The 12,443-nt window shown below is 62.2% G+C and carries 11 protein-coding genes; all 11 read left to right on the forward strand.

Annotated features, from left to right (window positions below; genetic code table 11):
- The first annotated feature begins 23 nt into the window (after positions 1 to 23).
- The 11 genes from OOJ09_RS20225 (at position 24) to OOJ09_RS20275 (ending at position 12,442) form a co-directional block, all read left to right on the forward strand.
- The gene (locus OOJ09_RS20225) at positions 24 to 3,767 is read left to right on the forward strand and encodes a nitrate reductase subunit alpha (protein WP_269906881.1); all 3,744 of its coding nucleotides are present in this window, start codon (positions 24 to 26) and stop codon (positions 3,765 to 3,767) included.
- Positions 3,764 to 5,290: a nitrate reductase subunit beta gene (gene narH, locus OOJ09_RS20230; protein ID WP_269906882.1), complete on the forward strand. Its 1,527-nt coding sequence runs from the start codon at positions 3,764 to 3,766 to the stop codon at positions 5,288 to 5,290. The genes OOJ09_RS20225 and narH overlap by 4 nt, the downstream gene beginning before the upstream one ends.
- The gene (gene narJ / locus OOJ09_RS20235; protein WP_269906883.1) at positions 5,290 to 5,994 is read left to right on the forward strand and encodes a nitrate reductase molybdenum cofactor assembly chaperone; all 705 of its coding nucleotides are present in this window, start codon (positions 5,290 to 5,292) and stop codon (positions 5,992 to 5,994) included. The genes narH and narJ overlap by 1 nt, the downstream gene beginning before the upstream one ends.
- Positions 5,995 to 6,008: 14 nt before the next feature.
- Positions 6,009 to 6,788 (forward strand): respiratory nitrate reductase subunit gamma, encoded by a 780-nt coding sequence (gene narI, locus OOJ09_RS20240; RefSeq protein ID WP_269906884.1) that lies wholly within the window; start codon positions 6,009 to 6,011, stop codon positions 6,786 to 6,788.
- Between the two features lie 3 nt (positions 6,789 to 6,791).
- The gene (locus OOJ09_RS20245; RefSeq protein ID WP_269906885.1) at positions 6,792 to 7,694 is read left to right on the forward strand and encodes a peptidylprolyl isomerase; all 903 of its coding nucleotides are present in this window, start codon (positions 6,792 to 6,794) and stop codon (positions 7,692 to 7,694) included.
- A gap of 10 nt (positions 7,695 to 7,704) precedes the next feature.
- Positions 7,705 to 7,989: a hypothetical protein gene (locus OOJ09_RS20250; protein ID WP_269906886.1), complete on the forward strand. Its 285-nt coding sequence runs from the start codon at positions 7,705 to 7,707 to the stop codon at positions 7,987 to 7,989.
- Between the two features lie 2 nt (positions 7,990 to 7,991).
- A complete protein-coding gene (gene glp, locus OOJ09_RS20255) occupies positions 7,992 to 9,242 on the forward strand; it encodes a gephyrin-like molybdotransferase Glp (protein ID WP_269906887.1) in 1,251 nt (416 codons plus the stop codon).
- A 29-nt stretch (positions 9,243 to 9,271) separates the two neighbouring features.
- Positions 9,272 to 9,841: a DUF2478 domain-containing protein gene (locus OOJ09_RS20260; protein ID WP_269906888.1), complete on the forward strand. Its 570-nt coding sequence runs from the start codon at positions 9,272 to 9,274 to the stop codon at positions 9,839 to 9,841.
- 122 nt (positions 9,842 to 9,963) lie between these two features.
- Positions 9,964 to 10,284, forward strand: a complete 321-nt coding sequence (locus OOJ09_RS20265; RefSeq protein ID WP_269906889.1) for a hypothetical protein — start codon at positions 9,964 to 9,966, stop codon at positions 10,282 to 10,284.
- A 139-nt stretch (positions 10,285 to 10,423) separates the two neighbouring features.
- Positions 10,424 to 11,401, forward strand: a complete 978-nt coding sequence (locus tag OOJ09_RS20270) for an ABC transporter permease (RefSeq protein WP_269906890.1) — start codon at positions 10,424 to 10,426, stop codon at positions 11,399 to 11,401.
- A 36-nt stretch (positions 11,402 to 11,437) separates the two neighbouring features.
- Positions 11,438 to 12,442, forward strand: coding sequence for a sugar ABC transporter substrate-binding protein (locus tag OOJ09_RS20275; RefSeq protein WP_269906891.1), 1,005 nt, complete (start codon positions 11,438 to 11,440; stop codon positions 12,440 to 12,442).
- Position 12,443 lies beyond the last annotated feature (1 nt).

A 12,443-nucleotide genomic window follows, 5' to 3' on the forward strand; every position in this document is an offset into this window, starting at 1 on the left:
CGAATAATCAAGAGGCAAAAGCAATGTCGCATTTTCTCGACCGGCTAACCTTCTTCCGCAAGACCGTTGACAGCTTCTCGGACGGCCACGGCATCGTCACGAACGAGGATCGCTCCTGGGAGGACGGCTACCGCAAACGCTGGCAGCACGACAAGATCGTGCGCTCCACCCATGGCGTGAACTGCACCGGCTCCTGCTCGTGGAAGATCTATGTCAAAGGCGGCATCGTCACTTGGGAGACGCAGCAGACCGACTATCCGCGCACGCGGCCCGATCTTCCCAACCACGAACCGCGCGGCTGCGCGCGCGGCGCCTCCTACAGCTGGTACCTTTATTCCGGCGCGCGGGTGAAATACCCGATGATCCGCGGCCGGCTGCTGAAGCTGTGGCGTGCCGCGCGCGCCACCATGCCGCCCGTCGCCGCCTGGGCCTCGATCGTCGAGAATGCGGACAAGCGGAAATCCTACATCTCTATCCGCGGCCATGGCGGTTTCGTGCGCGCGACCTGGGACGAGGTGAACGAACTCATCGCGGCGGCCAATGCCTATACGGTAAAGGCTCATGGTCCCGACCGTGTCATCGGCTTCTCGCCGATCCCGGCCATGTCGATGGTCTCCTACGCGGCGGGCTCGCGCTACCTGTCGCTGATGGGCGGCGTGTGCATGTCGTTCTATGATTGGTATTGCGACCTGCCGCCGGCGAGCCCCCAGACCTGGGGCGAGCAGACCGACGTTCCTGAAAGCGCCGACTGGTACAATGCCGGCTTCATCATCGTCTGGGGTTCCAACGTGCCGCAGACACGCACGCCCGATGCGCACTTCTATACCGAAGTTCGATACAAGGGCACGAAGAGCGCGGTCGTCAGCCCGGACTACGCCGAGGCGACCAAGTTCGCCGACATCTGGCTCAACCCGAAGCAGGGGACCGACGCCGCGCTGGCACTTGCCATGGGCCACGTCATCCTGCGCGAATATTACCTCGATCGCACGGTTCCGTATTTCGACGATTACGCCCGCAAATACACCGACTTGCCGTTCCTGGTTCGCCTCACGGAACGCGATGGCCGGTTTGTTCCAGAACGGCTCCTGCGGGCTTCGGAGATCGCTGGTGGTCTGGGCGAGAGCAACAATCCGGAATGGAAAACGGTCGCGATCGACGAGGCCACGGACGCCCTCGTCTCGCCGCGCGGTTCGATCGGCTATCGCTGGGGCGAGGGCGCCAAATGGAACCTCGAGGAGAAGGACGGCAATGGCCAGGACATTCGGCTCAGGCTGACGCTTGCTGGTAAGAAATCCAAGATCGTACCTGTCGATTTTCCGTATTTTGGCGGGCGCGCCACCGAGCATTTCGTCTCGACCGATCATGGTGAAATTCTCACCCGCAACCTTCCGGTCCGGCGGATCAAGCTGAGCGACGGCTCCCAGGTGGCAGTCGCCACCGTGCACGACCTGATGATGGCCAATTACGGCCTCGACCGGGGCTTCGGCGGCGATCACGCGGCCAAGAGCTATGACGAGGATGTGCCGTTCACGCCCGCTTGGGCGGAGCGTATCACTGGCGTGAACCGCGATGCGATCATCACGGTTGCGCGTGAGTTCGCCACCAATGCGGAAAAGACCAACGGCCGCTCGATGGTGATCCTCGGCGCGGGCGTCAATCACTGGTACCACATGGACATGACCTACCGGGGGATCATCAATCTCCTGGTTTTCTGCGGAGCCATAGGCCAGTCAGGTGGCGGTTGGTCGCATTACGTCGGGCAGGAGAAGCTGCGACCGCAGACCGGCTGGACGCCGCTTGCTTTCGCGCTCGATTGGAACCGGCCGCCCCGGCACATGAACTCGACCTCCTTCTTCTATGCGCAGACCGACCAGTGGCGCTACGAGACCCTGACGGCCGCCGAAATACTGTCGCCGACCGCGCCCGAGGGCGACTGGAACAAGAGCTTTATCGACTACAATGTCCGCGCCGAACGCATGGGCTGGCTGCCCTCGGCGCCCCAGCTGAAGCAGAACCCGCTGGCGATCGCCGCCAAGGCCAAGGCCGCCGGCCTCGAGCCGAAGGACTATGTCGCCAAGGCGCTGAAATCCGGCGAACTGGAACTGTCCTGCCACGACCCCGATGATCCCGCCAACTGGCCGCGCAACATGTTCGTCTGGCGTTCGAACCTGCTCGGTTCATCCGGCAAGGGACATGAGTATTTCCTCAAGCATCTGCTCGGCACCACCCACGGTGTGATGGGTAAGGACCTCGGTCCGGAAGGCGCGGTCCGCAACACCGAAGTCGTCTGGCACGAGACGGCGCCGCAGGGAAAGCTCGACCTCCTGGTCACGCTGGACTTCCGCATGTCGACCACCTGCGTCTACTCCGACATCGTGCTGCCAACAGCGACCTGGTACGAGAAGAACGACCTCAACACGTCCGACATGCATCCCTTCATCCATCCGCTGTCGGCGGCGGTGGATCCGGCATGGGAGTCGCGCTCCGACTGGGAGATTTACAAGGGCCTCGCCAAGGCTTTCTCGGAAGTGTCGCCCGAGGTGCTGGGCATCGAGCAGGATGTGGTTCTCACTCCGATCCAGCATGACAGCCCGGCCGAGATGGCCCAGGCCCTCGACGTCAAGGACTGGAAGCTCGGCGAAGTCGAGCCGATCCCGGGCAAGACAATGCCGTCAGTGGCGCTCGTCACCCGTGATTATCCCAATCTCTACGCCCAGTTCACGGCGGTGGGACCGCTGATGGCGAAAGTGGGCAACGGGGGCAAAGGCATTTCCTGGGACACCAAGCACGAAGTCGAGGCGCTCGGAGCGCTGAACGGCGTGCACATCGAGGGTGCGGCCAAGGGCTTGCCGAAGATCGAGACCGACATCGACGCCGCCGAGGTGATTCTCATGCTCGCGCCGGAGACCAATGGCGAGGTCGCGATCAAGGCATGGGAAGCCCTGTCGGCAATCACCGGCCGGGAGCATGCACACCTTGCCTTGCCGAAGGAAGACGAGAAGATACGCTTTCGCGATATCCAGGCGCAGCCGCGCAAGATCATCTCTTCGCCAACCTGGTCCGGCATCGAAAGCGAGAAGGTCTGCTACAACGCCGGCTATACCAACGTCCATGAATTGATCCCGTGGCGGACATTGACCGGCCGCCAGCAGCTCTACCAGGATCACCTCTGGATGCGGGCCTTCGGCGAGGGGCTAGTCACCTGGAAGCCTCCAGTCGATCTCAAGACGATCCCGGGCATCAAGGATGTCCGACCCAACGGGCATAAGGAAATCGTCCTCAACTTCATCACGCCACACCAGAAGTGGGGCATCCATTCCACCTATACGGACAACCTGCTGATGCTGACGCTCAACCGCGGTGGCCCGGTGGTGTGGATCTCCGAGACCGACGCCAAGTCGGCGGGCCTGGTCGACAATGACTGGGTCGAGGTCTTCAACATCAACGGCGCGCTGACCGCGCGTGCCGTCGTCTCCCAGCGCATCAAGCCGGGCATGATGATGATGTATCACGCCCAGGAAAAGATCGTGAATACGCCCGGATCGGAGATGACCGGCAACCGGGGCGGCATCCACAACTCGGTCACCAGGACGGTGCTGAAACCCACCCACATGATCGGCGGCTACGCCCAGCAATCCTATGGCTTCAACTACTACGGCACCGTGGGTTCCAACCGCGATGAATTCATCGTCGTCCGCAAGATGGCCAATGTCGATTGGCTGGAAGGGCCGCTCGAGTCCGAAGCGCCGAAGGAGGCTGCAGAATGAAAATCCGCGCTCAGATCGCGATGGTGCTGAATCTCGACAAATGCATCGGGTGCCACACCTGCTCCGTCACCTGCAAGAACGTCTGGACCAACCGGGAAGGCGTCGAATACGCCTGGTTCAACAATGTCGAGACCAAGCCCGGCGTCGGCTATCCCAAGGAATGGGAGAACCAGAAGAAATGGAATGGCGGTTGGCGGCGCAAGAAGAACGGCCGCATTGAGCCGAAGATGGGTGCCAAATGGCGAATCCTCGCCAACATCTTCGCCAACCCGGACCTGCCGGAGATCGACGACTATTACGAGCCGTTCACTTTTGACTACGAACACCTGCATACGGCGAAAGAATCGAAGGCCTTCCCGACCGCTCGTCCGCGTTCGGCGATCACCGGCGAGCGCATGGAAAAGATCGAATGGGGCCCGAACTGGGAGGAGATCCTCGGCGGCGAGTTCGAGAAGCGTTCGAAGGACGTGAACTTCGAGGGCGTCCAGAAGGACATATACGGCCAGTTCGAAAACACCTTCATGATGTATCTGCCGCGGCTGTGCGAGCACTGCCTCAATCCGACCTGCGCGGCTGTATGTCCCTCGGGTGCCATCTACAAACGCGAGGAGGACGGCATCGTCCTGATCGACCAGGACAAATGCCGGGGATGGCGCATGTGCGTCTCCGGCTGCCCCTACAAGAAGATCTACTACAACTGGTCGTCGGGAAAATCGGAGAAGTGCATCTTCTGCTATCCCCGTATCGAGGCGGGGCAGCCGACGGTGTGTTCGGAAACCTGCGTCGGGCGCATCCGCTATCTCGGCGTGATCCTTTACGATGCGGATCGTATCGAGGCGGCCGCCAGCACTCCCGATGAGAAGGATCTCTATCAGGCGCAGCTCGACGTTTTCCTCAATCCGAACGACCCGGCCGTTATCGCCCAGGCCCGCGCTGACGGGGTTCCCGACAATTGGCTGGAAGCGGCCAAACTGTCGCCCGTCTGGAAGATGGCGATGGAATGGAAAATCGCCTTCCCGCTCCATCCGGAATACCGCACCCTGCCGATGGTCTGGTACGTACCGCCGCTGTCACCCATCCAGTCGGCGGCCGCCGCTGGCAAGATGGGCGTCGACGGCGACATGCCTGATGTGCGCAGCCTGCGCATCCCGCTCCAGTATCTCGCCAATCTGCTGACGGCGGGCAAGGAGGAGCCTGTTGCTCTCGCGCTCGAGCGCATGCTCGCGATGCGTAGCTACATGCGGGCGAAGACGATCGACGGCCGCCTCGACGAGTCGATCGCGGCGCGGGTCGGCCTGACGGGAACGGCTATCGACGAAATGTACAAGGTGATGGCGATCGCGAATTACGAGGATCGTTTTGTCATCCCGACGGCGCATCGCGAATGGAGTGAAGACGCGCAGGACATGCGCGGCTCCTGTGGCTTCTCCTTCGGAAACGGCTGCTCGGGCGGCTCCAGTGAGACGAACCTTTTTGGCACCAAGCAGACCAAGCGGCCAACGAACCCGATGGAGATCGCGTGATGACCGCCCCGGTTTCGAACAGGACCTTCAGGGCGCTCTCGGCGCTCCTTGCCTATCCGTCGGAGGACCTTTCCCCGGCGATCCCCGAAATTACCTCGGCGATCGAGGCCGAAGGGCTGATATCGGACGAAGCAAGGGAGCAACTGCGCCCTCTGCTTACCGATCTGGCCACTCTGGATCTGTACGATCTCCAGGAGCGCTATGTGGAGTTGTTCGACAAGACGCGCCGCCACTCCCTGCATCTGTTTGAACATATCCACGGCGAGAGCCGCGATCGCGGCCAGGCAATGGTCGATCTGGTCGAACATTATCGGCGCGGGGGGCTGCTCATCGCGGCGAATGAATTGCCCGATTTCATCCCGCTTTTCCTGGAGTTTCTGTCCGCTCGCCCGCTCGATGAGGCGCGCGGGCTGCTCAAGGAGACCGCTCATATCTTCTCGCTGCTCGAGGAAAGGCTGGCCAAGCGAAACGGAGGCTATGCTGCTGTGTTCGCGGCCGCGCTCTCGATCGTCAACGAAACGGCTGTTGTCGCCGACACAGTCGAGATCAATGACGAGCCCGACGACCTGGCGTCCATCGATGCCGCCTGGGAAGAAACAGCCGTCACTTTCGGCCCGGGAAATGCGACCGACGGCTGTTCCGTCGATCGGCTGAGAATCCAGATGCGCGCCGCGAACCGCGACGCGCGGCACAACGTGACCTGACCTGGAGGCAAGCGATGTCCACCGCAATCAACGACGCGCTTTTTGGCTGGTATCCCTATCTCTGCCTGACCGTCTTCCTGCTTGGGAGCCTGATCCGTTTCGACCGCGAGCAATATACGTGGAAGACGGGTTCGTCCCAGCTTCTGCGGCGGCGACAGCTCCGCTGGGGCTCCAATCTCTTCCATGTGGGCATCCTGGCGATTTTTGGCGGGCATTTCGTCGGTCTGCTGACGCCGATCTGGGTATTCGATGCGCTCGGCATCTCTCATAGCTTCAAGCAGGGGCTCGCCATCACGGTCGGCGGCATTGCCGGCATTGCCTGTTTTATCGGTATCGCGCTTCTCGCCCATCGTCGGCTGTTCGATGCCCGCATCCGCAACACGTCCGCCCCCGGCGACATCGCCATTCTGTTGCTGCTCTGGCTGCAACTCACTCTTGGCCTCTCCACCATCTTCGTTTCGCTCGGTCACATGGATGGCCACGAGATGGTGAAATTCATGAACTGGGCGCAGGGCATTCTCACTTTGCAGCCAGCGGCCGCGGCCTATGTCGCCGACGTCAACCCGATCTTCAAGGCGCATCTCCTGCTCGGTATGACCATCTTCCTGGTGTTCCCGTTCACAAGGCTGGTTCACGTATGGAGTGCTCCGATCTGGTATCTCGGGCGCCCCGGCTACCAGGTGGTGCGCACGCGTTTTGCGGGGCGGCGGGTGCCCACCCCCATGTCGCCAGCTCGGTCTCCTGCGTCGGTGCGGCCTGCAGTTGCTCGTCCCACCCGCCAACCTGCGGAGTAAGTCATGACCGCTCTCATCATCGATCACGCCGCCAGCCGCGCACCATCCTGCGAACATCCGCACGAGCACGGGCCCGCGACACCCGACACGACTCCGTCGCGCGAGCGCGTGGCGATGCCGCCAGTAACGGTCAATGGTGTGACGATCTCGCGTAAGGCGATTGCCGCCGAGGTGCAGAACTTTCCCGCGCGCAACCCCGGCGAGGGCTGGAAGGCGGCGACCCGAGCGCTGGTCATTCGCGAATTGCTGCTGCAGGAAGCGCGGCGGCTCGATGTCGGCGTCGAGCAGAAGACCGATGAGGACGGGCGCCAGGAAACGGTGGAGGACGCCCAGGTGCGCAGCCTCATCGAACACGAAGTTCGTGTTCCGGAAGCAGACGAAGAAACGCTGCGCCGCTTCTATGAGAACAACCTTCACCGCTTCGTGACGCCATCGCTCTACGAGGCCGATCACATTCTCATCGGCGCCCGCCGCGATGAAAGCGAAGCCTTCGCCGCGGCGCGAGAAAAGGCGCTATCGCTCAGAGCGGCGCTGGCAATTGCACCGGAGCGTTTCACGGCCCTGGCGCAGGACTGCTCGGATTGCCCATCGGGGGCCATCGGTGGCAGCCTCGGTCAGATCGGACCGGGCGACACGACCCCGGAATTCGAAGCCGCTCTGATCAATCTCGTCCCCGGCGACATCTCGCCTCCGGTGGAGACGCGTTACGGCTTCCACCTCATCCGCCTGACGCGGCGGATCGATGGCCGCCAGCTCCCGTTCGAGGCCGTGCGGGAGCGGATCGCCGCCTACTTGACCGAGCACGTCAATCGACAAGCGGCAGCGCAATACGTGTCCCTGCTCGTCGGCCAGGCGGATATACGCGGGATTGATCTCGACGGCTCATCTTCGCCGTTGGTGCAGTGAGGACGATGCGATGCTGGGGAACCTGATTGCCTCGCTGGATGACCCGAATGTCGCCATGGGTCTCGTCGCGGCATTCGACGAGCCCGCCTTGCTGGCCCGTTTGGCTGCGGCGGCTGATGCGTCCGGTCGCTTGCCAGCCGAGATCGTCGGCTCCGCCGTTCGTAATTTCGTGGACACCGCGTCCGATGAACATTGGACCCAGCTCATTGGTCTCATGAACCGGGCGGAAGATCCTGGCCTCGCGGCCATGCGCGCAATTCTCGAGAAGTCCCTACCGGGGACGAAGGCGGCCTGACGATGCGTGCACTACGCAATGGCTGCTTCGGTCAGGGCATCCAGATGGTGTCCTTCGAGACCGCGCGACAGGCGGCCGTTGCACTCGCTCAGCCGCTCTATCAGAAGGAAGACGTGTCGTTGGCGCATGCCGTAGGACGCATTCTGGCCGACACGATCGAAGCTCCGCGTGCACTTCCGCCATTCGACCAGGCGGCAATGGATGGATATGCGATCCGCCTTTCAGGCAAGAACGGCGTGCCTTTGGTCCTGCCGATTTCCGGACGCACCTGCGCTGGCGACAAACCGGACGTGTTGGCACCGGGGACAGCCCATCGCGTTATGACCGGTGCCGCATTGCCAAGCGGCGCGGATACCGTCGTCATGCAGGAGCACGCGACCCGCAGGGGTGATCTCCTGCAGTTCGGGCTCGACGTCGAAGCCGGCACCCATATTCGTCGGGTTGGCGAGGATGTAAAACAGGGCACGACTATCCTTCGTCCGGGCCGCGTGATCGGCTGGACCGAAGTTGCGCTTCTAACTGCGCTTGGCATTGCGACGGTTTCGGTTGCCTGCCCCCTGCGGATCGTGGTCGTCGTGACCGGTTCAGAGCTGCGCCATGCAGGCGAGCCACTTCCCTCCGGCGCCATTTACGACTCCAATGGCCCCATGCTCGCCGCGATGCTGGAAGCACCCAACGCCCATGTCTCGACGCTGACCGTTCGTGACGACCTGACCGCCATCACGCATGCGCTCGAAAGCATCGCGGGCTCGGCCGACCTTGTGATCGTCACCGCCGGCATGTCGGTAGGAGAAAAAGATCATGTGCGCGAAGCCGTCATACGTGCGGGGGGCCAACTCGACATCGTCAAGGTGGCGATGAAGCCTGGCAAGCCGCTGGCGTTCGGCACGCTTGGACGCGCGTATTTCGTCGGCCTGCCCGGCAACCCGCAAGCTGCGGCTTTTGGCGCGCTCGCCTTCGTGCGCCCGATGATGAAGGCCCTTCTTGGTCAAGCTCCAGCAACCCGCGTCACGGCCGAAATGAGCTTTACACACAGCCGCAAGCCGGATCGCACGGAACTGCTGCCGGTCCGCCTGAACGTCAAGCAGGGGCGATTGACCGCACATCGCAGCGGGCCGGGCGGCTCGCACAGAATGATGCCCATGGTGTTCGCCGACGCCGTTGCCGTCGTGCCCGGAGCATCAATGCGTGTCGACGTTGGCACACGCCTCGAGGTGCTTCCGTTCGACCAGCCGCGGTTCGAGGTTAACTGACGCAGATTCTTACGGGAAGGGAACTCCGCATGCAGACCGGCCGCCCTGGTTATCCAATCACCGCGATCGTTTATTCAGACGGTCCCAGGTTCGAGGCTTTTTTGCAGGAATTCACCGCAGCCATGTCCGAGCAAGGCATGCAATTGGCCGGCCTCATACAGCGTAGCGAGCGGAAACCGGGTCGCGTAAAATGCGACATGTTTCTGCGGGACCTCGCCACAGGCGTGCTTCACGCGATATCGGACGATCGAGGTCCTCACGCACGAGGCTGCGTATTGAATACCGACCGGCTGCTCCGCGCCTGCACGGCCGCCGAAGTGCAGTTGTCAACTCAAACCGATCTTCTGGTCCTCTGCAAATTCGGAAAGACCGAGGTTGAAGGCGGCGGGTTCAGGAGCCTGATCGCCAAGGCGCTCGAACTTTCCGTTCCCGTCCTGGTCGGCGTTCCCCTCATTAATCTCACACCATTTCGAGAATTCTCAGCCGATCTCGCACGAGAAATCGACCTGTCCCAGGTCGAATCCGATCCGTTCACGGCAGCGGAACGCCTGCTGTCGTATTGGCCGCCCTTGAGCGAGGCCCGGACCGAGGTTGCATGAATTCCGCGAAGGTTACAATTTGTCCTCGGCATGACAGAGCGCCAATCTAACAGGGATGCAATCCCTCGTGTGCTTGGCCGCGCAGGTAGTGAAGAACCGCATGGTTGTCGGGATTCATGCGAATGGCCGTGATGTCCGGCTTGGTCTTGTCGCAATCGCCCATCAGCACCGCCCGCCGGCCGAACGCGGGCGCGGAAGCGGAAGCGGAAGCGGAAGCGGAAGCGGAAGCGGAAGCGGAAGCGGAAGCGGAAGCGGAAGCTCCTCTGCCTCCATGGCGAGGAAGATTTATGCCCGTCAGCTTGACGAGGGCTTCCGACAGCGAGAGCGCCGGAAGCCCATGGGAAACCGCGCGCTTGCAGCATACCACGCCTCACGTCTTCGACGCGGCGTTTGAAATGGGCATGACGCGGGTTGGCTGCGCGACCGGTCTTCCCTCGCGGTAGAGCCGCTAGCCAACATAACTGATATTCCATGGACAGGTCTGTCTCGGCCTCTCCAAAAAAGGGATGTTCGTCCCAGCCCGATGCCGATCGCGCAGGTTCGCATCCACGGATCGACATCGGCCGGTCTGGGAGGTCCGAGATGGGGAAGATGCGATTGTCGCAAGAGGGCGTGGTGTTCGCGCTGGCCGTTGCGATGTTCGCGATCTTCGCGCTCACGCTCAACAATTTCCTGACCGCCGGCAACCTCATCGCGCTCGTGCGCAGCGTCTCGATCCTCGGCATCCTCGGGCTCGGCATGGGGCTGGTGGTCATCGGCCGGGGAATAGACCTTGCAATGGTGGCCACGATGGTGGTCTCGCTGTCGTGGGTCTTGTCCATGGCGCAGGCCGGCACGCCGTTCGAAACCGCCCTGGCATATGGCTTCCTGCTGGCTGTCGCCATTGGCTTGGCGAGCGGCATCCTGATTGCCTATGCGGACATCCCGGCGATCTTCACGACCCTGGCCATGGGGCTGGTGATCTACGGATCCGGGCGCGCCTTCCTGTTTCAGATCGACGTGCAGAACACCCCGGCGGGCGTCGCCTGGTTTGATTTTCTCGGACGCGGCTTGTTGTTCGGGCTGCCGATGCCGATCGCCGCCTTCGCCGTGCTTGCTGCGCTGATTGCCCTGCTGCTTTTGCGCACACGCTTCGGCCGGTTCATCTATGCGGCCGGAGACAATCCGCTGGCGGCCCGCATCACCGGTTTGCCACTGCGACCACTGATCGTGGTGCAGTATGTCGTGAGTTCGCTGATCGCCTTCCTTGCCGGCATCGTCATGGCGGCGGCCGTGTCCGGCATGAGCACCCGCGTCTACAACTCCACCATGATCTACGACGTTCTGCTCGTCGTGGTGCTGGGTGGAATCAGTCTGAGCGGCGGACGCGGCGGCGTGCGCAACGTGCTGGTGGGAACGCTGCTGGTCGGCGTGCTGCTCAACGGCATGACCATCCTCGACATCACCTACACCACGCAAAACCTGATCAAGAGCCTGATCCTTCTGCTCGCGATCATGGTGGACAGTTTCATCAACCCCAGGGACGAGCAGACCTCGCAACAGAGCCAAGGGGACATCTGACTACATCTTTTGTTTGCGATTCAACGGGAGGAAACCATGAAGATCCGCACTATTCTCGCCGCAGGCCTGATGGCCCTCGGGCTTGTTGGCGCCACGCATGCCGATGACGGGTTGGATAACCCGTCACGCAATCCATTCTACGACGGGCTGAAGGGAAAGCGCGTCGTCTTCATCCCCCTGGCGATGGGTTTCGACCTTACCGAGGGGTGGGCCGCGATCATGCGCAAGCAGGCGGCCGATCTCGGCTATACGCTCGAAATCCGCGATCCGAACTGGAGCACGGATGCGGGTACGCGAGCGCTGACCGCCCTGATCGCCGAAAAGCCCGACCTCATCATAGCGCACAATCCCGACGTTCAGTCCTACGCCCGCTTGCTGAAGCGGGCCATGGACGCCGGCATCAAAGTGATCCAGCTCAATCTCGAATCCGTCGTTCCGACCGACGCCTATGTCGGCGCCGACTGGTCCCGGGTCGGCTATATCGAGGCAGACGCGCTGGTGAAGCAGTGCGGCGCGGGGTCAGGCAAATCCGGCAAGATCGCCATTATCCGGGGCCAGCCTACAGCGGCCTCCGACCTTTATGAACTTTATGCCTACAAGCAAACCTTCGCCAAGGATCCGTCGATCAAGATCGTGTCGGAACAGGCCGCTCAGTACGACCCCGCGAAGGCCCGCGCGATCATGGAGACGGTGTTGCAGCAGCATCCCGATCTTTGTGGCGTCGTCGGAAACTGGGACAACCAGGACGTGGGCGCGGGTGCCGCGATCCAGGCGGCCGGGAAGGCCGACGACGTCTATGTCGTCACGTCCGGCGGCGGCAACCAGATCGGTTGCGACAACATCAGCAAAGGCCTGCTCGACCTGATCATCAGCTACGATGTCCCACTCCAGGGCAATGCGATCAACCAGCAGATCGTGCAGTCGCTGCTGTCGCCGGCCAAGGCCGGAGAGAGCAAGACCTCGTACTACACGCCGCTCACGCTGCTGACGAAGGACAATATCGGTGCGCGTACCTGCTGGCAGCTTGACCAGCTGAAGTAGG

The sequence above is a fragment of the Mesorhizobium qingshengii genome (assembly GCF_027563465.1).
GTDB lineage: Bacteria > Pseudomonadota > Alphaproteobacteria > Rhizobiales > Rhizobiaceae > Mesorhizobium > Mesorhizobium qingshengii_A.

Excerpts from the sequence above, each read along its gene's own strand:
- OOJ09_RS20225 (WP_269906881.1), top strand. The coding sequence starts at position 24 with ATGTCGCATTTTCTCGACCGGCTAACCTTCTTCCGCAAGACCGTTGAC.
- narH (WP_269906882.1), top strand. The coding sequence starts at position 3,764 with ATGAAAATCCGCGCTCAGATCGCGATGGTGCTGAATCTCGACAAATGC.
- narJ (WP_269906883.1), top strand. The coding sequence starts at position 5,290 with ATGACCGCCCCGGTTTCGAACAGGACCTTCAGGGCGCTCTCGGCGCTC.
- narI (WP_269906884.1), top strand. The coding sequence starts at position 6,009 with ATGTCCACCGCAATCAACGACGCGCTTTTTGGCTGGTATCCCTATCTC.
- OOJ09_RS20245 (WP_269906885.1), top strand. The coding sequence starts at position 6,792 with ATGACCGCTCTCATCATCGATCACGCCGCCAGCCGCGCACCATCCTGC.
- OOJ09_RS20250 (WP_269906886.1), top strand. The coding sequence starts at position 7,705 with ATGCTGGGGAACCTGATTGCCTCGCTGGATGACCCGAATGTCGCCATG.
- glp (WP_269906887.1), top strand. The coding sequence starts at position 7,992 with ATGCGTGCACTACGCAATGGCTGCTTCGGTCAGGGCATCCAGATGGTG.
- OOJ09_RS20260 (WP_269906888.1), top strand. The coding sequence starts at position 9,272 with ATGCAGACCGGCCGCCCTGGTTATCCAATCACCGCGATCGTTTATTCA.
- OOJ09_RS20265 (WP_269906889.1), top strand. The coding sequence starts at position 9,964 with ATGGCCGTGATGTCCGGCTTGGTCTTGTCGCAATCGCCCATCAGCACC.
- OOJ09_RS20270 (WP_269906890.1), top strand. The coding sequence starts at position 10,424 with ATGGGGAAGATGCGATTGTCGCAAGAGGGCGTGGTGTTCGCGCTGGCC.
- OOJ09_RS20275 (WP_269906891.1), top strand. The coding sequence starts at position 11,438 with ATGAAGATCCGCACTATTCTCGCCGCAGGCCTGATGGCCCTCGGGCTT.